We start from the raw sequence: 18504 nt of genomic DNA on the forward strand, positions 1-18504 counted from the left end.
TAACGATCCCTACGATCACACGATCGTAAAAAAAAGCGTTCATGGATTCATCCGCTTCTCTTGACGGTCAAACCGCCCTTGTTACCGGTGCAAGTCGTGGCATCGGTCGCGCAGTGGCCTTGGCTTTGGCCGCTGAGGGCGCAGAAGTGGTGGTGAATTACGCCAGTTCACCCGATGCGGCGGAGGCGGTGGTTGCTGAAATTCAGGCCAAGGGCGGCTCCGCCTATGCCCTCCAGGCCGACGTAGCCGACGAGGCTTCGGTGGACGACTTGATTAAAACGGTGTTGAAGCGCAGTGAACGCATCGACGTCCTGGTGAATAACGCGGGGATTACGCGCGACGGCCTGTTGATGAGGATGAAAACTGAGGATTGGCAGGCGGTGATCAATCTCAATCTCACCGGAGTCTTTCTGTGCACGCGGGCTGTGACACGCCCCATGTTGAAGCAGCGCAGTGGTCGCATCATCAACATCACCTCGGTGGTTGGGCTGATGGGCAATGCCGGTCAAGCGAATTACGCAGCAGCCAAAGCCGGCGTGGTGGGACTAACGCGAAGTAGCGCCAAGGAGATGGCAAGCCGTGGAATCACGGTGAATGCGGTGGCACCTGGCTTCATTGCCACCGATATGACGAAAGATCTTGAGGCCGAGGCCATCCTTGCTGCCATTCCTTTGGGCCGGTTTGGGACCCCTGATCAGGTGGCTGGAGCCGTGAGGTTCTTAGCTGCCGATCCTGCGGCCGCTTACATCACCGGGCAGGTGCTGCAGGTGGATGGCGGGATGGTTATGAGTTGAGGATCAGCTTTGGAGGGGCTGCCCAAGCTCCTCTCTCAAGCGACGAATGCGCTGAAGCAACTTCAATCTCCGACTGCGGTCCGTTGCCGTGAGATAAATCCGAAGCGGCACGTAGACCAACGTCATGGTTGCCGCCATGGCAGCCATGAAAACGAAGAACAGCGCTCCGGAATCCTTCATGCCCAAACCTTAACCAGACCTTTTGCGCCGTTGGTCCATGGATTCGGCTTTCCCCACTTCCGAGAGGAGCGGTTGGTCGTAGACGCTGGAAGGGATTGACCCTCGGGTTCCTGACACTATGGCCAAACTTCTCAGCTTCTCGAACGAATCACGTGAGTCCCTCGAGAGAGGCATGAATGCCCTTGCCGATGCCGTTCGGGTCACCATCGGACCTCGTGGCCGCAACGTGGTGCTCGAGAAGTCCTACGGCGCACCTGACATCGTCAATGACGGTGACACGATCGCCAAAGAAATCGAACTTGCTGATCCGTTCGAAAACATCGGAGCCAAGCTGATCCAGCAGGTGGCGTCGAAGACCAAGGACAAAGCTGGCGATGGCACCACAACTGCCACCGTGCTCGCCCAGGCGATGGTTGAGGAGGGGCTTCGCAACACCGCCGCAGGTGCCAGCCCGATCGAACTTCGCCGAGGCATGGAAAAAGCTGTGGCGGCGGTGGTCGCCAGCCTGAATCAGCGCAGTCAGTCCGTGAGCGGCGATGCGATTCGCCAGGTTGCCACGGTTAGCTCAGGCGGTGATGAGGAGGTGGGGCGCATGGTTGCTGAGGCCATGGACAGGGTGAGCTTTGACGGTGTGATCACCGTGGAGGAATCCAAGTCTTTGGCCACTGAGCTCGAAGTCACAGAGGGCATGGCCTTCGATCGTGGCTACAGCTCTCCCTATTTCGTCACCGATGGTGACCGCCAGATCTGTGAATTTGAGAATGCGTTACTGCTCCTCACCGATCGCAAAATCAGCTCGGTGACCGATTTGGTTCCCGTGTTGGAAACGGTTCAGAAATCGGGCTCACCGCTGGTGATCTTGGCCGAAGAAGTGGATGGAGAAGCTCTTGCCACCTTGGTAGTGAACAAAAACAGAGGGGTGCTGCAGGTGGCGGCAGTGCGTGCTCCATCCTTTGGCGAGCGCCGGAAGGCAGCGCTTGCTGACATCGCTGTGCTGACCGGCGGTCAAGTGATCAGCGAAGACAGGGCGATGACCCTCGACAAGGTGACGATGGACGACCTGGGCCGGGCACGCCGGATCACGATCAGCAAGGACAGCACCACGATCGTGGCGAGCGATGACAGCAAAGACGCCGTCAGCGCTCGTGTTGCCTCCATCAAGCGTGAGCTCGACAACACGGATTCGGAATACGACCAGGAGAAACTCAACGAGCGCATCGCCAAGCTCGCTGGAGGAGTCGCCGTTATTAAGGTCGGGGCCCCGACAGAAACGGAGCTCAAGAACCGCAAGCTACGCATTGAGGATGCTTTGAATGCCACCCGTGCAGCGGTCGAGGAAGGCATTGTTGCTGGAGGCGGATCAACCCTTCTGCACATCTCTGCAGAACTCGATGCTCTGACCTCAGGCTTGGAGGGTGATCAAAAGACCGGGGTCGAAATCGTTCAGCGTGCCCTGAGCGCTCCCCTCCGTCAGATCGCTGAAAATGCAGGCTCTAACGGTGACGTTGTGGTGGATCGTGTCCGCAACAGCGGACAGGGATTCAATGCTCTCACCGGAAACTTTGAAGACCTGATGAGTGCCGGGATTCTGGATGCTTCGAAAGTGGTTCGTCTTGCGCTGCAGGACGCGGTTTCGATTGCATCACTGGTGGTGACCACTGAAGTCGTGGTGGCGGACAAGCCTGAGCCCCCTGCACCTGCAGGCGGCGGCGGCGACCCCATGGGCGGCATGGGTGGCATGGGTGGCATGGATCCCATGGGCGGCATGGGCGGCATGGGAATGATGTAATTCCCACCGTGGAATCCCTTTAGTGGGATCCCTTTAAAGGGATCCCACCAGCCTTGCGTGGATGCGACACACGGATAAGGCTTCCCGGGGTGGATGGCTGCACAGTCTCCCCAGCTCTCGATTGAGGGCTTGTAGTTCTGTCATCGGTAACCCTGCGATGGGCAGACCGAAGAAGGCTCCGCTGAGGACGACAGGGAAAGCAACTTTCAGCAACATGCCTGAGTCTTGTGAGACTCACTCATTCTGCCTTTTCAGGGTCCTGTGATAGTCGGCCACTTGAAGGTCGACGCCCGTAATCGCTGTGCCAACGACCACAAGATCGGCTCCATGCTCAAGCGATTTGAGCGCTGAATCAGGCGACTTAATGCCCCCCTCGCAAATCAACGTCACCTGCTCGGGCAGCTGATCCCTTAGAGGAGAGATCAAGCCGAAACCCGGAGGAGTTTGTTGTGCTGTTTGCTCCGTGTATCCATACAGAGTGGTGCCCACCCATTCGCATCCCAGGGATGCTGCGATCAATCCGTTTTCGATGGAGTCCACATCGGCCATGAGTGGAGCTCCTAAGTCATTCTTCGATCGTTGAATGAGCTCGGCGAGGTCCTCCTGCTCTGGCCTTTGGCGCGCTGTGGCATCAAGGGCGATGACGTCGGCACCGGCTGCCCAGACCGCTTGAATGTCCTGCCAACGAGGCGTGATGTAGACGGAGCTCTGCGGGAGCGTTCGCTTCCATAAGCCAATGATCAAAGCGTTAGGGCAGCGGTTGCGTACAGCTCCGATGTGCTCTGGGCTCTCGAGGCGAACACCAGTGGCTCCGTTGCGAAGACTGGCTTCAGCCATGGCCGCAATCACATCGGGATGCCGCATGGGTGATCCTTCCGGAGCCTGAACCGACACGATCAGGCCACCCTTCAGTTGGGCGCGGGATGGGATGGACATCGTCCTCAGGATGCCTGCAGATCTTGGACTGCTGAGGATGCCACCATCCAGCGACGAAAGCGCTGCGCACCGCGGGCAAACGGAGGAGGCGCAATGGCAAGGGGCGGATTTGAAGAACGATCAGCCAGGTCTTCCATCCCCTCAGCCTCGTCAGCTTGCGAGGGACTCGAAAGGGGTGCGACGTGCAGAGCTGGTGTTTCTGTTTCGACCGTTTGATCGCTCACGAGAGAGAGGCCTTGGATCGTTGGCTCTACCTCTACCTCTACCTCTACCTCTACCTCTACCTCTGGCTCTAGCTCTACTTCCACCTCTGGACTCTGAGCTGAGGGGAGTGCCTCCAAGGAGGCTTCATCCGACCGTTTGGGAAGAGAGGTCACCCCATAGCGATGCACCCACTGCAGTTCCAATTGCGCGATGAGGGAGGCTTCTCTTAATTCATTGGCGACCAGCAAGCGACGTTGCAGGTCTAGTTGGCGGGGGTTCAGGGGCTGAAACGAAGAAACAGACACGGAATCAAGAGAGTTTGCGATTGAGCAGTGGTCGGATGAGAAGAAACAGCCCCACGGTGAGCACGGTCAGGACCAAAAGGCAGGTCTGTCCAGTGACGGGTCCATAGGGTGCGTCCAAAAGAACCACCGAAAGATCGAGAGGGCCTGCATAGGCTGCTCGAATGGGTTCTATCGCGAAGGTAAGGGGATTTAGGGCCGCTAGCCAGCCCATCCACACGGGCATAAAGCTCAGAGGTGCCAATGCGGTGCTTGCAAACAGCAGCGGCAGATTGGCGACAAAAATCACCGCAATCAACTCAATGTGACCAGGCAAGGCAAAAGCCAAACCGAGACTTAAGGCCGTTACGGCAAAAACCAACAGCAGCAGGGTGAACAGAACAAGCAGGAGCCCACCAGCTCCAGGCCACCCATAGCCGAGTAAGGCTGCTGTGAGCATGATCGCCAAACTCTGCACGAGGCTCAATGTGGTGATGTAAATCACCGAAGCGAAAACAATGGAACTGCGACTTCTTAATGGCGCCACCAGTAGTCGGTTGAGAAATCCAAATTCGCGGTCAAACATGACCGGAAGTCCGGCATTGAGTGCACCGCTAAACGCTGTGAACACAATCACTCCAGCACCGAGAAAACGCCCGTAGCTCATGCCGCCTGGTAGCAGCCCCTCGGGAGCCTTAGAGAACAAAGCCCCAAATAAAATCAACCAGATCAGTGGCTGCAGAACACCGGCAATCAGCGTGGAGGGACGCCGTTTGAGCTGCACGAACAGGCGACGCGTCAAAGCCGTCGTTTCCTGGATCAGCTCTGTCAAAGCTCCTCGGGAGGACGCTTGATTGGCATCAATCTGCAGATGGGGAGTGGTCATGGGGAGCACTGATGGAAATCTGGAGGTGGAAGCAGGCGGTTAGCGCATGGCTTGCTTGCGTTCTTGCTTGGGATCACGCTGCCCAGCAATGGCCAGCTCGGCGTCCATCAAGGTGCGTCCTGTGGCCTGAAGGTAAACGTCGTCAAGACTGGGTCTGCTTTGGGCAAGGGCAAAGACGGGAAGCCCTGCTTCTTCCAAACAGAGGCGAAGGCGAGGAAGGACCTGTTCCCCATCCACCACAAGGTTGAGGGAGTGGCCCTGCGAGCGATTAATCACAATGTTCTGGACGCCATCAAGGGGTTCAAGGAGGTCACAAATCGTCTCTGCTTCCTGCTCGTTGCTGAACTCACGCACCCGCAAGGTGACGCGATCCCCTCCCAGACGTTTCTTGAGATCGTTTGGTGTGCCTTCAGCAATCACCGTTCCGGCATCAATGATGGCCATTCGATCGGCGAGTGCTTCCACTTCCTCGAGGTAATGGGTGCTCAGCAAGACCGTTGTTCCCTGATCTCTTAGGTCCCGGAGAACGTTCCAGATCACAGCTCGACTTTCGATGTCAAGTCCGACCGTGGGTTCATCGAGAATGAGCAGTTGGGGTCGATGCAAGAGACCTGCCGCGAGATCCAGGCGACGACGCATGCCCCCTGAATAGGTGCCGCATCGCCGGTCGATCCAGGGATCCATGCCCAACATCTCGATCAGTTCGTCGATTCGTTGGTTCCTCTGCTTGGGTCGTAAGTGGTAGAGGTCGCCTTGAAGGGCTAGCAGCTCCCGCCCTGTGAGGATTTTGTCAATCGCCACCTCTTGAGCGACATATCCAATCAGCCGTCGAATCTCGCGTTGGTCTTTCAAGCCATCGAGGCCAGCAATGCGGACATCGCCAAGATCTGGAGCCAGAAGAGTGGCAAGAATTCTCAGGGTTGTGGTCTTGCCAGCACCATTGGGTCCGAGCAGCCCATACAGACATCCTTCAGGGACTTGCAAGCTCAAGTCCCTGAGCGCTGGAATCGTCCCGTAAGACTTTTCCAGGTGATCGAGCACGATCAGGGACATGGAACCGTCCAAAAGCGAGAGTTAAGAATCTAGGAAGCGACAGGAAGAAATCCGCCCGCGAGGATGTCAACGACGGTCCTGACTTGCAGATCAAACTGAGCGGAACCAGACATCCGGCTCATGACAAGCAACAAACAGATTCCGAACAGATAAAGGATTGACCAACGAAACAATCCCTTGGCGCGATCTCGGTTGTTGGGTTCCGCAGCCAGGCGCTCCACCATCTGCAGAAGGCGACCGTTGAAGGGAAGGATCAAGAGCCCATACAAGGCACCACCTTCCGGTAGGGCCCAAATGCCCAAAAAGCTGAGCAAGATGGTGGCCCATCCATAGCGTCGAATCGCCCTCGTGGTGACCAATGGTCCCTTGACGACAGGGAGCATGGGAATGCCGACGGCTCGATAGTCGTCATGCAAAAGCAGGGCTAGTGCCCAGAAATGGGCTGGAGTCCACACCATCACAAGCGCGAATAGCCACCATCCGCTCAGGCCTATGTGGCCTGTTGCTGCAGCCGCTCCGACCAGGGGTGGGATGGCACCAGCAACACCGCCAACCACAATGTTTTGTGTGGTGCGGGGCTTCAGAAGTGCGGTGTAAAGCAGGACATAGCTGCAGAGTCCTAGGAGAGATAGACCAGCCGCAAGACAGTTCACGCCACTGACGAGAAGCGCTGCTGCAGCAAGCGTGCAGGACACCGCACCAACAAAGGCCGCGGATGGAGATAACCGCCCAGAGGGAAGGGCTCGGCCGCTCGTGCGCAGCATGCGTCCATCCAGCTCCTGCTCCCACAAACAGTTGAGAACTCCAGCGGCGGCAGCGGCCAATGCACCACCACCAAGGGTGCAGGCCAGCCGAGGTGATGAGAGGGGCCAGCCTTCGGTGAGAGCCATTCCTCCCAAGGTGGTGGCGAGCAGGAGTGGGATCAGCCTCGGTTTGGCAACCTCAAGCCAGGGGGGAAGTTTGATTCTCTTGCGAGATGGCACCACTTCATCCCTGGTGAGGGATGGGGGCATTGGAGCAACGGAAGCTGAACTAGCCATGACAGGGCTCCAGGGTTGAAGAATCGCGAGCGATCGTGAGAGGGGAGTCGGGTGCTGACGGGCGTCTCCAGGTGAGAGCCGCGAGGACGGCCACGAGCAGACAGGCAACGAGTTGATGACCCACCGTCACCGCTGGCTGGCTCAGACCAAGCCGCAAGGTGAGAACTCCCAAACCGATTTGGGTAGAGACCAGCAGAGTGGCTGTGATCAGAAGGGGCCATTGCTGACGGGCCCAGCCGCCGGCGATCAGAGCTGTTGCAACGAACAGCAGGACGCAAATCGCTGCTGGGGTTGCGGCACTGCGATGCAAATGAAGCCATTGGCAGGACTGACCTTCCTGCAAGCAACGTTGGGCCGCCCATGAGCTGGCCATCCGCCCTCCGAGCAGGCATTGGCCTGAAACGGCTGCCAGGCTGATTCCGCCGAGAAAGGGCCACCAGCGAGGGGCGGCAGCATCTTTGGATCCGGTGTGCAGCAGCCTTTGGGTGAGTCCGCTCATCACGATGACCAGGGTCAACGCCAGAACGAGATGGGCTGTCACCACCGCTGAGGGGAGCAGTTGAAGCACGGTTAAAGCCCCGAGGCCTCCCTGAAGAACCACTAACAGGACCAAAAGGAAGGACAGAGGCAGGAACCAACGCGGCAATTCCTTCCTCCAGAACCAGGCGGCACCGAGCTGGACGAGCAGGGCGACGCCTACAACAAAGGCATCTAGGCGGTGGAACCACTCCAAGAACACCTTGAGGTTCATCTGGCGTCCAGGCAGAAGGCTCCCGTAACAGAGAGGCCAATCAGGACATGCCAGCCCGGCTTCCATGACACGAGTTGCTCCTCCAATCACCACCAGGGCAATCAGAGCTACGACCAGGTGAGCAGCGAGTTGCGCCAGGCGCAAACGAATCGGAACTGTTGCCGATGAAGTCAACGACTGTTCCTCCTAATCACGCGGTTTATTTTTGGAAACTAGCGATCTGATCTGAAGCGGCACGCTATTTACAGGTCTCCGACATTTTTATGGGCGCCAACATCTCCCTTTGCTGACAACAACGCCCTGAAACAGCTGTGTTAGCAGGAACTACAGGCTGCTTTAACAATCACGGCATGAAGAAGGCACTGGATCTCCATAGTCTTAAGGGACATGTACCAGGAGTTTCGTGCCTATCCCCTCGGCGATTCTCACTCTTGTGCTGGGAATGATCCTTGTGCTGGGTGGATTGTGGATTGGCCAAAACATCAACCTTCTTCCTGTTGATGCCAGCGTCAATGCACCCATTTACGACGAACTGTTTCGTGTTCTGTTCAGCATCGGTACGATTTTGTTTGTAGGAATCGTTGGGCTGGTGGTATTCAGCCTTGTTCGTTTCCGCCGCAAAGCTGGACAGATTGGTGACGGGATTGCACTGGAAGGCAATTTGCCGCTGGAGATTTTTTGGACGGCTGTTCCAGCCATCGTTGTCCTGTTCGTGGGTTTATTCAGCTACGACATCTACGAACGAATGGGGGGAATGGTTCCCCTTGGTCATGGGGGGCACGGTGACTCTCAAGCGACGGAAGAAAGGGTTTGGGGAGGAATTGGCACAGCAGGGGCGATGCAAGCGAGTTCTGAAATGGCGGGAGCGCCTCTTCCTGTTGAGGTTACGGCGATGCAATTTGCCTTCCTCTTCCACTATCCCGAAGGCGACATTATTTCAGGAGAATTGCATGTTCCATCAGGACGACCTATTTCATTGAAAATGGAGGCTAAAGATGTGATCCATGCATTCTGGGTCCCAGAATTCAGGCTCAAGCAGGACATCATTCCAGGCCAGCCAACTTTGCTCAATTTCACTCCCACCCGTCCAGGGCGTTACCCAGTGGTTTGCGCAGAACTTTGCGGCCCTTATCACGGTGGAATGCGCTCCACAGTGGTGGTTGAGTCGGCCGACGACTACGACGCCTGGTTCCAAGCCAATCGCAAGCTCCCTGTATCTGAGGCATGACACTTACTCTTCCCCAGCAAAGCAAACCCCCCTCCTTGCAACCAACTGGGTGGCTTCGCTACCTCAGTTTTAGCGTCGATCACAAAGTGATCGGGCTTCAATATTTGGTGTGTGGCTTTGCTTTTTACCTGATCGGTGGTGCCCTGGCTGGCGCTATTCGCACAGAGCTGACAAGCCCGGTAGCTGATTTTATGCCCCGGGATGTTTACAACCAGGTCCTTACCCTGCACGGCACTGTGATGATCTTTCTCTGGATTGTCCCGGTGGTGAATGGTGCGTTTGGCAATTATCTGATTCCGTTCTATGTGGGGGCCAGGGACATGGCTTTCCCAAGGCTGAATGCTGTTGCTTTTTGGTTGATTCCCCCTGCTGGTCTACTTCTGATCACCAGTTACTTTATTACCGGTGCGGCACAGTCAGGCTGGACAGCCTATCCACCCCTCAGTCTGACGACTCCTGCGAGTGGCCAGATTATTTGGATCCTGAGCGTTCTATTGCTTGGGGGAAGTTCCATCTTTGGCGGAATTAATTTCATTGCCACCATTCTGAAATTGCGTCGGCCTGGATTGAAGCTGATGCAATTGCCGATGTACTGCTGGGCAATGCTTGGAACAAGCATTCTCGTTGTTTTATCCACGCCCGTTCTCGCAGGTACCTTGATTCTTCTGAGCTTCGATATCGTTGCTCATACGGGATTCTTTAATCCAGGCATGGGTGGAAACGTTGTTGTTTATCAACACCTCTTCTGGTTTTACTCGCATCCAGCCGTCTACATCATGGTGTTGCCGGCTTTTGGTTTGGTGAGTGAAATCCTTCCGATTCATTGCCGGAAGCCTCTTTTTGGGTACACAACGATGGTGTATTCGATTATGGCAATCGTGGTTCTTGGGCTTGTTGTTTGGGCCCATCACATGTTTACCAGCGGCACGCCTCCATGGATGCGCCTGTTTTTCACCATTGCCACGGCCTTTATTGCCGTTCCCACCGGAATTAAATTCTTTAACTGGTTAGCCACTTTGTGGGGAGGAAAAATCAGTCTTAACAGCGCTGTTCTTTTCTCTTGCGGTTTTATTATCAACTTTGTGTTAGGCGGGATTACTGGCGTAGCGCTTGCGCAAGTGCCTTTTGACGTTCATGTTCATGACACCTATTTCGTGGTCGCCCACTTCCACTACATCGTGTATGGGGGTTCGGTTTTTGTGATCTTCGCGTCTGTGTATCACTGGTTTCCAAAAGTCACCGGGAGGATGCTGGATGAAAATCTCGGACGTTTTCATTTCTTGTTGACGTTTATTGGATTCAATCTTTGCTTTGCTCCCCAGCATTGGCTTGGTCTCAACGGCATGCCCAGGCGTGTTGCTGAATACGACCCCCAATTTGCGTTTGTGAATCAGATCAGCAGTGTTGGCGCCCTGCTGATGGCCCTCAGCACCTTGCCCTTCCTCTGGAACGTGTTCGTGAGTGCACGCTCAGGCCAAATTGCTGGAGACAACCCTTGGCGGGCCTTGACCCCTGAATGGTTAACCAGCTCTCCGCCTCCTGTAGAGAACTGGAAAGGTGAGCCTCCTTTGGTCACTCACCCCTATGGATATGGAATCCCAGCGGACAAGATCGACTTGAAAGACGCCAGTGGCAGTGATTTATGGAGCAGCGGCCGATGACTTCCCTTTCCCCCCAAGACCAAGCTGTTGAGATTCAGGAGCATCACGAAGAAAGCCATCCCGACCACCGCATGTTTGGCCTAGCCACCTTCTTGGTGGCTGACGCGATGACATTTGCAGGCTTTTTCGCTGCCTATCTCACGTTTAAGGCTGTTAATCCTCTCCTGCCTGGTGCTGTCTATGAGTTGGAACTTCCGCTTCCAACCCTGAACACCATTCTCCTGCTTGTCAGTAGCGCCACCTTCCATCGCGCTGGTGTCAATCTGCGCCGAAGTGAGATGCAACGTTGCCGAAGCTGGTTACTGCTGACAGCAGCTCTGGGCTTGGCCTTTTTGGTGAGTCAGATGGTGGAGTATTTCACCTTGCCATTTGGCTTGACTGACAACCTCTATGCCAGCACTTTCTACGCTCTCACTGGCTTCCATGGGTTGCATGTGACCCTGGGCGCACTGATGATTTTGATCGTGTGGTGGCAATGTCGGACTCCTGAGGGACGCGTCAGCGCTGATAATCACTTCCCCTTGGAAGCCGCAGAGCTCTATTGGCACTTTGTTGACGGCATCTGGGTGGTCTTATTTGTGATTCTCTATCTCATCTGAGCCAGCTTGGTCGCTCTTGCCTCTCATGTTATTTCGATACTTTTGTTGCTTTGTATGAGCGTTATGGTCAGAATTAAATCAAATTTCTTGAGTTAGATGCTCACTGGCCAGGAATTGCTGAACAGGGCCCGGTCACTCAGCAATCGCTCTGAAGACGAAATTGCCCGTGGATGCGGGTATGTCGGCCCCAGTGGTCGCGTTCTCCGCAAGGGCTTTTACAAAGCCCTAGTGGAAGCGAAGGGCTACAAGCTTCCCTCCTCCAGTTCTGGTGGTGGGGGTGGAACGAGAGGTCGCCAAGCCGAATTCAAGACCCGGGTTCACGGCAATGGAAATCTGCTGATCGGTCATGCCTACACCCGTCGCCTTGGCCTAGAACCCGGCCAAGAGTTTCGGATTGAATTGCGTCAAGACTCCCGTTCCATCTGGCTTCTGCCAATGAACAACGAGGAGCTCAAGGTTGCAGAGGTGAGTGCTGATCAAGCTGCAAAAAAAGACCCAGGTTGATGAAACCCGGGCCCTTGCGCTCACTGGCCTAAAGACCCTGGCTGCGTGGTGATCACGCAGCAGCTGGTGGATCTTGATCGTTGTGAATGGTGGAGCTCAAGGCAATCAGATCAATGCCGCTGAATAGCAAGCTGATACCTACCAGCATTCCCAGTACCCAAACCAAGTTCCAGGAATTCAGAGTCACGATCAGCAGGCCAAGGATGAAGGTGATCACGCCATTGGCAACGGCCCAGCCCGCTCCAGGACGGTTGCTATGAGCAAGGCCGTTGAAAAAGGCCACAACACCCTCGACAAGAAAGACGATTCCGACCACTAGCGATAAGGAAATGACTTGATCCTTTAGCGCTGCAGCGCTGTTGAAACTGCTGAACATCGATGCACCCGCAACGATGAACAGGGTGGAGACAACTAAACGCCAGAAGCAAATCCAGCGGCCCATGCGTTTGGAACGGGCCAGATTGCTGATCCACCCCACGACGCCTCCAACGAGAAAGACAACGGCGATCACTCCGGTGACCCATACGGATGCGATCACTGGAAAGATCAAGGCAATGATGCCCAAGATGATCAGCAGAATGCCTTCAGCGATGGCGAAAGCTTTAAAAGTCCCGAGGGAATCGGGACGATCGTCAGCGGTCATGAACGTTGCAAAAGAGATACTCACGAAAGGTATTGATTCCCCGAGGCTCTAACCGGTTTTTGTGATGTTCCCTCAGCTTCAAGCCTCAGATCTAACCCTCAGCTCCAACCGTGGGAGGCGAGCCACTCAGAGCTCATAGAACTTTGATTGCCCCCGGCGGATGGAGCTCCTTCCCGCGAGTGGTCGAGCAGGCGTTCCGTGTAGCGAGCAAGCAGATCGATTTCTAAATTCACCTCATCCCCGGGTGCGAGATCGCGCAAGGCTGTGGCCATCCAGGTGTGAGGAATCACGGCGATCCAAAATCGTGCGCCTGCATCCGAACACCCTGCCACCGTGAGGCTGATGCCATTCACGGCCACACTGGCTTTCTCACAGATGTAGCGGCCATAGGCGGCATCTCTCCAGCGCAACTCGAGATTCCAGGATTGGCTGAGGGCTTCGATGGCTAGCACCTCACCGATGCTGTCGACATGACCACTCACCAGATGCCCGCCAAGGCGATCGGACAGGCGTAGGGCTGGTTCGAGATTGACCGACCCGCCTGTTGAGGCCTTGCGTCCGAGTGTGCTTCGTTGCAGCGTTTCCTCGCTGACATTGGCAATGAACCCATCGCCCACCAGTGCCGCCACCGTGAGACAGACGCCATCAACGGCCACGCTGTCCCCAAGCTGAAGGGGCGCGAATGGAGTGCAGCCACTCACGACGAGGCCACTGCCGCGGCGCTCAATCCGACCAACAGCTTGCACCAGACCCGTGAACATGCTGCGCCTTCAGCGTGTGTTCACTGGTCATAATCGAGGAAGGGGGGGAGAGCCGTCGATGGTGGAAATGAGCGTGATCGGCATTGCGCTAGATGCCGCCAGTCGAAGTCCGATCGTTCTGCTTCGCGATCCCTCTCGACGGCGCCAAGTGCCGATCTGGATCGATCAGGCCCAGGCCCACAACATCATGGCTGGATTGAATGGAGAGCCCTCACCTCGCCCCTTAAGCCATGACTTGATGGTGAGCTTGTTGGCTGCGGGTGAACTGCATCTCGAACGGGTCATCATCCATGCGATTGAAGACAGCACCTTTCGCGCTGTGTTGAAACTCAGCCACGACGCATCATTCGATGAGATGGAAGACCTCAGCGAAGATTCCAGAGAAGATTCCGCAGACTGTGAGCCGATCGAAGAGCAGCAGACAGGGGAGGATCTCCTGAACATCGATGCCAGGCCCAGTGATGCCATTGCGCTTGCTATCCGAACTGGCAGCAGCATTTGGATGTTGGAGGAAGTCGTTGCTGAAGCCTCGATCGCTGTGGATGCAGAAGCGGATGCAGAGGATCGAAATGAGTTTCGTCGATTTTTAGATCAGGTCAGCCCTGCCGCTATGGTCCGCCACCTTCAGTCCAGACAACCCAAGGACGAGGAAACGAACGACGACACTCCTCTGGAATGACCACAGAGCCTTTGGATGGTGCTGGGGTTCGTCGTGCTTTTGGTACGGGTCCAGCGGTGAGCTTGTTCACCCTGGGGACGATGCGTGCTTTGCAAGATCGTGCCCAAATGGTTGCCGTCTTGCGGGCAGCCCATGCCGCTGGGATCAATCACTTGGAGACGGCACCCGCCTATGGCCCTGCTGAAACCTTTTTGGGGCAGGCTTTGGATCAGCTGGCTCAGGAAGGGATCGTTCCTGAAGGGGGGTGGTTAATCACCAGCAAACTCCTTCCAGGCCTGTCTTTGGAACAAGGGAAACGCGCCTTATCTGCGTGCCTTGAACGGTTGGGACGCCCCTTTCTGCATGGCTTGGCAGTTCATGGTCTGAATCGAGAGGAACACCTTCATTGGGCGGTTGAAGGAGAGGGAGCAAGGCTCTTGGACTGGGCGTTGAAATCAGGGCTTGTGGGTCAAGTTGGCTTCAGCAGCCATGGCTCCAATGCACTGATCGCTCGTGCGATCTCAACGGGGAGGTTTCGGTTTTGCAGCCTGCATCTCCATCTCTTGGATCCAGCCCGGCTTCCCTTGGCGTTGGAAGCGCTGGATGCAGGGATGGGAGTGATGGCGATCTCCCCCGCCGATAAGGGGGGCCGTTTGCAGGCGCCAAGCTCACGGCTGAAGGCCGATTGCCAGCCTTGGGACCCCCTTGCTCTTGCTTACCGCTACCTCTTAGCTGCCGGAATTAGCACCCTGACGGTTGGGGCCAGCCGCCCGAGCGATCTCAACCTGGCCGCCTCCATGGCCAGCAGTGATGGGGCGCTCACCCCTGCAGAGCAGACGGCTGTGATTCGTCTCGAGCAGTTGCGGGAGGAGCGGCTTGGAGACACGCTTTGCCATCAATGCCGTTCCTGTCTCCCCTGTCCGAAGGAGGTGCCCATTCCCGAGTTGTTGCGACTGCGCAACCTCCGACTTGCTCACGACCTGCAGGAGTTCACAGAAGAGCGTTACAACTTGATTGGGCGCGCTGGCCACTGGTGGGAGGAGGTCAACGCCGAAGGCTGTGAGACCTGCGGGGATTGCCTGCCCCGTTGTCCCCATCAACTGGCGATTCCTGATCTCTTGGCGGAGACCCATCAGCTCTTGGCCGCGGCCCCTCGACGACGTCTATGGGGTTAAGGCCTGCCACTTGGCTTTCAACGCTTCCTGCTCTGACGGATCCAGAGGGGCAAGATTCCAGCAGCGTTGCCAGATCTCCTCGGAGGGAAGAACCAGGGCGCGAAGCCGTTTTGGCACCCGCGACATGGCAGTACTGAGTTGGAAACGAGCTAGGGGCGGAACCCAGCCTGCCGAGAGCATCCGACTCAGAAGTGGTTCTTCCCAGGCTTTCTTGACCCAGTCCTGAGGGAGGGGCTCTTTGCTTGAACGAGGGCGCAGCATCACGGTCCAGTTCAGGGGTGCACCCTGTGCAGGCAGCACTGCATGCAGCCTTTGGTCCCGAAGCAGTGCTGCCATGCAGCGTTGGAGAGGCAGCACGGCCACTTGTGCATCGCCTTGCAGCAACCAGTTGAGGGCATGGCGATCATCAAAACTGATCGCTGCGTGTTTGAGGCTTCGCAGGGCATCAGGGCTCTGCATGTGCTCTGCCAGCGACATCACCAGCCGCGGGCTCGACGGCAACAGAACGTTGCCTTTCAGTTCAGGCTGGAGCAGAACATCCCAGCTGTTGGCTGCTTGGCGTTTGAGGGCTGGCTCTCCTCGAAACAACATCACCCAGGGGCTGACGCCCACGGGAAAAATTTTGCCTTTCCAGTCGCTCGGTAATTCAGACAGAAACCGCTCTGATGCCGGTCCTATTTGCGCTTGAAGAGGGGCGGCATCAATGGCTTGAAACGATCCCGGATCCAGACGTGATAACCAACCATCCCCAATGGTGAGCAGATCGGTGGACGACAGCCAGGGAGGGTCGGAGCTGTTGATCGCTTCCAGCTCTGCAATGCGCCAGGGCGCCTTGAGTTGCTTTTGCCACAGGGCAGGCAGGCTCTTCTTCGGGGCCCGCAAGAGGGGCGAATCATTCGACCGCGCACAGCCTGTGAGCCAGGACAGTCCGGCAATCAAGCCGGCCTGAAGCAGCTGTCGCCGGCGAAAGGAAACGGGCTGAGCAGATGGGCCGATCATTCTCAAACCTTACGGGGCGGGATCCCTTGGAGATTCCTGCTGTTTGCGCTCGGATTCGAGCAATTGATCCATGGCGTTGTCGCACGCCTGGCTGATGCGCTCCAAGGACAGTCCACGCAGCTGCGCTAGCAAGGCGAGACCTCCGGCACCCACGCCCTCTTTCACGTGTCCGAGCTCGTAATCACGCAGCGCGAGGTGTCGACTGCCCTGAAAGCGCAGGCCACTCGCCAACGCACAGATGGAAACATCGAAATGATTTTCCAGTAATGCCAGCAGCTCGACCAGGGATGCGCGTTTGCTCCCGCTGGGCGGGAGCACTTCTCCAGCCAACCAGGCCGTTGTGCCAATCAGCACTTGCTTGGAAAGCAAGCGACGCTGTTTGCTCGACACCATGTTGAGAGCGAGTGCCAGCACCGCCGCCATTTGACTGCCCCCAGCCAAGAGGAGGGGTTGACGGCTCTTGAGCGATCCGATCAGTAACCCGGCCGCAAAGGCCTGAAAAGGATCTCCCACGGCAGCTAAGAGCTCCTGAGCGGAAGGCGTGGCGCTGAGCTCTGCCGATTGCAGCCCCTGACGCACCAGGTCTCGTTTTAAGGCCATTGGTGGATGGATGGCACTCCCGCTGATCAGGTCATGGGCGGGAATGCCAAGACCGCAAAGAACAGCTAACGCTGTGGTGGTCCCTCCGGGGACACATTCAGCAAGCACGAGCGGGTGGCGCAAACGTTCACCGAACCGTTGGCCTTGGTTGAGCAGCTGCAGAACTCTCTGAGGTGTCATGGCATGCCCGCTGCTGATGCATGCGGCTGGACCAAGCTCAGGCTTCTCAAAGCGCAGATGCGCGAAGGGAGGCGTCTTGGACAGTCCGATCGAACCCACCCAGGGCTGAATCTTGACCGCCTCCGCAGCCACCCAACTGATCAACGCTGGTGAGACGCCGGCCGGAAGGGGCGGCAATGGCCAGCGAGGCCGATGTGAGGGCCCATAAAGCAGCAATTCAGCGTCAGCAATCGCGGTGTAGCGGCGTGATTCCGAGGTGGCACCCGCGGCAGAGATGCCCTCCACCTCTGCGGTCAACGTGGAGGACAGCAGGAGTAAAAGATCAGGAGCGGGTTCGGGATCAGACCAAAAGCGGTGGATAGCACCCGACCAAAACTCGGATGCTGGACCGGAAAGGCGGGTGCATCCCGCTGGGTGCTCAAAGAGGGTCGAGGGCGACCAGGCCATGGAGCAGGGGAGGAGGTTCAGGAATCGGAGCTTGGAGACGGGGAAAGATCCAGTAGGCCAAAGCGTGGAGAGCCAGCACATAAACGAGCTGCTGCACTACGACGAGCGTGATGGCCATGGCTTGCACCAACAGCAGATCAGGAGCGAGGGGCAGCTGCAGCAACTCGAGGACACGATCGAGCAGTCCGGCTCCGGCTCTGGTGATCACCACCCAAAGGTTCTCGCCCACCATCAGGGACAGCGCGACCACCCTCACGAGAAATCCAGCAGCTCCAATGACGACACCAAGCCCCCAGCTGATCCACCAGCTCACCTTTTTCTGCCAGCACCACCCGAGCCAGAGCGACAGCATTCCGTAGGGAAACAGCATCAGCGGCCCGCGCAGAGGCCCCATCAGCACCACCAGCAGCAGAATCGCTACGACGACGCCCTCAAGCCCAGCCCGACTGCCCCGACGCACGAGCAGCAGCGCCAGGGGCAGAGGGAGGGCAAGACGGAACAGGGCTCCACCGATCGGCAGGTAATACAGAGCCAGCCAAATCAAGGCTGCCGCCGCCGCGAGGTAAGAGGCCTCCATCATGCGTAGAGCCTGTCGACGGCTGAGTTGCGGTTCCATCACGTTTAAGGCTGTCCTGGGCTGTCGCTAGCGGCTTTTTTTGAGGTTTGAAGCGAAGGGATTTTCTCAATCGTTTCGACTTCGAAGCCAATTCCGGCGCGGCGTAAGGCATCCGTGACACTTTCCGCTGGTGCTGCAGGATCAGCGGCAGCCAATCGAATCGTGATGCGATAGGGCCGAGGCTCGGCGGGTATCGGGTTGGTTTGGACGTTGGTCTTTCCCTGCGGAGTCTTCGCTTCCGAAGGACCTGTCTCCTCGTCTTCCGGCTCCGATGTTTTCGCTTCGGATGCTTGCTCTTCAGACGTTTTCGCAGCTGTCGCCTTGTTCTTGACGGGCTGGTCTTCAGCTCTCTCCGGTTCCTTTACTGCGGAGGTTGTTTCCTGCTCCACATTGGAACTTGCTGTCTCCTCGGCCGCGGCGGGTGCGCCTGGTGAATCGAAGCTATCGGCAAGCCTCTCCCCAAAGGTGGTACCTGAGCAGGCCTGCAAGGCAAGCAGCAGCGGCATCAGCAACCACCGC

The 18504-nt window shown here is 57.0% G+C and carries 22 protein-coding genes; 8 read left to right on the forward strand and 14 right to left on the reverse strand.

Annotation, left to right across the window (positions count from 1 at the left end; translation table 11 throughout):
• Window positions 1–41 precede the first annotated feature (41 nt).
• Window positions 42–794: a 3-oxoacyl-[acyl-carrier-protein] reductase gene (gene fabG / locus DXY38_RS00515; RefSeq protein WP_115070022.1), complete on the forward strand. Its 753-nt coding sequence runs from the start codon at window positions 42–44 to the stop codon at window positions 792–794.
• Window positions 795–797: 3 nt separating this feature from the next.
• Here the strand turns inward: fabG and DXY38_RS13555 are convergent, their stop codons facing one another.
• Window positions 798–974: a hypothetical protein gene (locus DXY38_RS13555; RefSeq protein ID WP_006853515.1), complete on the reverse strand. Its 177-nt coding sequence runs from the start codon at window positions 972–974 to the stop codon at window positions 798–800.
• A 118-nt stretch (window positions 975–1092) separates the two neighbouring features.
• On the opposite strand from DXY38_RS13555, the gene groL reads away from it, so the two are divergent.
• Complete coding sequence (gene groL / locus DXY38_RS00520) at window positions 1093–2763, forward strand: chaperonin GroEL (protein WP_115070023.1); 1671 nt, start codon at window positions 1093–1095, stop codon at window positions 2761–2763.
• A gap of 33 nt (window positions 2764–2796) precedes the next feature.
• On the opposite strand, the gene DXY38_RS00525 is transcribed toward groL, so the two are convergent.
• Genes DXY38_RS00525 through DXY38_RS00555 form a run of 7 tightly spaced genes read right to left on the reverse strand, consistent with a single transcriptional unit; the run spans window position 2797 to window position 8088 of the window.
• Window positions 2797–2979 carry a hypothetical protein gene (locus tag DXY38_RS00525; protein ID WP_006853513.1) on the reverse strand — a complete coding sequence of 61 codons (183 nt, stop codon included), beginning with the start codon at window positions 2977–2979 and terminating at the stop codon, window positions 2797–2799.
• An 18-nt stretch (window positions 2980–2997) separates the two neighbouring features.
• A complete protein-coding gene (locus DXY38_RS00530) occupies window positions 2998–3699 on the reverse strand; it encodes an N-acetylmannosamine-6-phosphate 2-epimerase (protein ID WP_115070024.1) in 702 nt (233 codons plus the stop codon).
• 5 nt (window positions 3700–3704) lie between these two features.
• Window positions 3705–4208: a hypothetical protein gene (locus DXY38_RS00535; RefSeq protein WP_115070025.1), complete on the reverse strand. Its 504-nt coding sequence runs from the start codon at window positions 4206–4208 to the stop codon at window positions 3705–3707.
• 4 nt (window positions 4209–4212) lie between these two features.
• Window positions 4213–5070, reverse strand: a complete 858-nt coding sequence (locus DXY38_RS00540; protein ID WP_115070026.1) for an ABC transporter permease — start codon at window positions 5068–5070, stop codon at window positions 4213–4215.
• Between the two features lie 39 nt (window positions 5071–5109).
• Window positions 5110–6123, reverse strand: coding sequence for an ATP-binding cassette domain-containing protein (locus DXY38_RS00545; RefSeq protein WP_115070027.1), 1014 nt, complete (start codon window positions 6121–6123; stop codon window positions 5110–5112).
• 29 nt (window positions 6124–6152) lie between these two features.
• On the reverse strand, window positions 6153–7136 hold the full coding sequence (locus DXY38_RS00550; protein WP_371212440.1) for a heme o synthase: 984 nt from the start codon (window positions 7134–7136) through the stop codon (window positions 6153–6155).
• Between the two features lie 19 nt (window positions 7137–7155).
• Window positions 7156–8088, reverse strand: a complete 933-nt coding sequence (locus DXY38_RS00555; protein WP_115070028.1) for a heme A synthase — start codon at window positions 8086–8088, stop codon at window positions 7156–7158.
• Window positions 8089–8317: 229 nt separating this feature from the next.
• Here DXY38_RS00555 and DXY38_RS00560 point away from each other — a divergent pair, with 229 nt between their 5' ends.
• The 4 genes from DXY38_RS00560 (at window position 8318) to DXY38_RS00575 (ending at window position 11906) form a co-directional block, all read left to right on the forward strand.
• On the forward strand, window positions 8318–9142 hold the full coding sequence (locus tag DXY38_RS00560) for a cytochrome c oxidase subunit II (RefSeq protein ID WP_115070029.1): 825 nt from the start codon (window positions 8318–8320) through the stop codon (window positions 9140–9142).
• Window positions 9139–10803: a cytochrome c oxidase subunit I gene (ctaD, locus tag DXY38_RS00565; protein ID WP_115070030.1), complete on the forward strand. Its 1665-nt coding sequence runs from the start codon at window positions 9139–9141 to the stop codon at window positions 10801–10803. The genes DXY38_RS00560 and ctaD overlap by 4 nt, the downstream gene beginning before the upstream one ends.
• Window positions 10800–11402 carry a cytochrome c oxidase subunit 3 gene (locus DXY38_RS00570; protein ID WP_115070078.1) on the forward strand — a complete coding sequence of 201 codons (603 nt, stop codon included), beginning with the start codon at window positions 10800–10802 and terminating at the stop codon, window positions 11400–11402. Before ctaD ends, DXY38_RS00570 begins: the two co-directional genes overlap by 4 nt.
• A 96-nt stretch (window positions 11403–11498) precedes the next feature.
• The gene (locus tag DXY38_RS00575; protein WP_006853503.1) at window positions 11499–11906 is read left to right on the forward strand and encodes an AbrB family transcriptional regulator; all 408 of its coding nucleotides are present in this window, start codon (window positions 11499–11501) and stop codon (window positions 11904–11906) included.
• A 52-nt stretch (window positions 11907–11958) separates the two neighbouring features.
• Here DXY38_RS00575 and DXY38_RS00580 read toward each other — a convergent pair whose 3' ends face one another.
• Window positions 11959–12549 carry a DUF308 domain-containing protein gene (locus DXY38_RS00580; protein WP_115070031.1) on the reverse strand — a complete coding sequence of 197 codons (591 nt, stop codon included), beginning with the start codon at window positions 12547–12549 and terminating at the stop codon, window positions 11959–11961.
• A gap of 98 nt (window positions 12550–12647) precedes the next feature.
• Window positions 12648–13310: a riboflavin synthase gene (locus tag DXY38_RS00585; RefSeq protein WP_115070032.1), complete on the reverse strand. Its 663-nt coding sequence runs from the start codon at window positions 13308–13310 to the stop codon at window positions 12648–12650.
• A 58-nt stretch (window positions 13311–13368) separates the two neighbouring features.
• On the opposite strand from DXY38_RS00585, the gene DXY38_RS00590 reads away from it, so the two are divergent.
• Together DXY38_RS00590 and DXY38_RS00595 are read left to right on the forward strand one after the other, a co-directional pair.
• Window positions 13369–13989, forward strand: coding sequence for a bifunctional nuclease family protein (locus DXY38_RS00590; protein WP_115070079.1), 621 nt, complete (start codon window positions 13369–13371; stop codon window positions 13987–13989).
• The gene (locus DXY38_RS00595) at window positions 13986–15143 is read left to right on the forward strand and encodes an aldo/keto reductase (RefSeq protein WP_115070033.1); all 1158 of its coding nucleotides are present in this window, start codon (window positions 13986–13988) and stop codon (window positions 15141–15143) included. Before DXY38_RS00590 ends, DXY38_RS00595 begins: the two co-directional genes overlap by 4 nt.
• Here the strand turns inward: DXY38_RS00595 and DXY38_RS00600 are convergent.
• Genes DXY38_RS00600 through DXY38_RS00615 form a run of 4 tightly spaced genes read right to left on the reverse strand, consistent with a single transcriptional unit; the run spans window position 15132 to window position 18491 of the window.
• On the reverse strand, window positions 15132–16142 hold the full coding sequence (locus tag DXY38_RS00600) for an ABC transporter substrate-binding protein (RefSeq protein WP_115070034.1): 1011 nt from the start codon (window positions 16140–16142) through the stop codon (window positions 15132–15134). The genes DXY38_RS00595 and DXY38_RS00600 overlap by 12 nt on opposite strands.
• A gap of 9 nt (window positions 16143–16151) precedes the next feature.
• The gene (locus DXY38_RS00605; protein WP_115070035.1) at window positions 16152–17369 is read right to left on the reverse strand and encodes a nicotinate-nucleotide--dimethylbenzimidazole phosphoribosyltransferase; all 1218 of its coding nucleotides are present in this window, start codon (window positions 17367–17369) and stop codon (window positions 16152–16154) included.
• Window positions 17341–17985, reverse strand: coding sequence for a DUF2232 domain-containing protein (locus DXY38_RS00610; RefSeq protein WP_115070036.1), 645 nt, complete (start codon window positions 17983–17985; stop codon window positions 17341–17343). The genes DXY38_RS00605 and DXY38_RS00610 overlap by 29 nt, the downstream gene beginning before the upstream one ends.
• Before the next feature lie 5 nt (window positions 17986–17990).
• The gene (locus tag DXY38_RS00615) at window positions 17991–18491 is read right to left on the reverse strand and encodes a hypothetical protein (RefSeq protein WP_244278938.1); all 501 of its coding nucleotides are present in this window, start codon (window positions 18489–18491) and stop codon (window positions 17991–17993) included.
• Window positions 18492–18504 lie beyond the last annotated feature (13 nt).

The sequence above is a fragment of the Synechococcus sp. UW179B genome (assembly GCF_900474245.1).
Lineage (GTDB): Bacteria > Cyanobacteriota > Cyanobacteriia > PCC-6307 > Cyanobiaceae > Synechococcus_C.